The organism is Pseudomonas sp. BCRC 81390, from assembly GCF_030341915.1.
Taxonomy (GTDB): domain Bacteria; phylum Pseudomonadota; class Gammaproteobacteria; order Pseudomonadales; family Pseudomonadaceae; genus Aquipseudomonas.
In genome coordinates, this window is sequence record NZ_JATAAG010000054.1 from 1 (window position 1) to 229 (window position 229).

Below are 229 nucleotides of genomic sequence, written 5' to 3' on the forward strand. Positions count from 1 at the left end.
CAGAGGCGATGAAAGACGTGGTAGCCTGCGATAAGCTTTGGGGAGTCGGCAAACAGACTGTGATCCAGAGATCTCTGAATGGGGGAACCCACTCAGCACAAGCTGAGTATCTTGCACTGAATACATAGGTGCAAGAGGCGAACCAGGGGAACTGAAACATCTAAGTACCCTGAGGAAAAGAAATCAACCGAGATTCCCTTAGTAGTGGCGAGCGAACGGGGACCAGCCC

At 52.0% G+C, this 229-nt stretch carries 1 rRNA gene; it reads left to right on the forward strand.

The window, feature by feature from the left end:
- Positions 1–2: 2 nt before the first annotated feature.
- A 23S ribosomal RNA gene (locus tag QSV36_RS14685) occupies positions 3–229 on the forward strand; the annotation flags it as partial.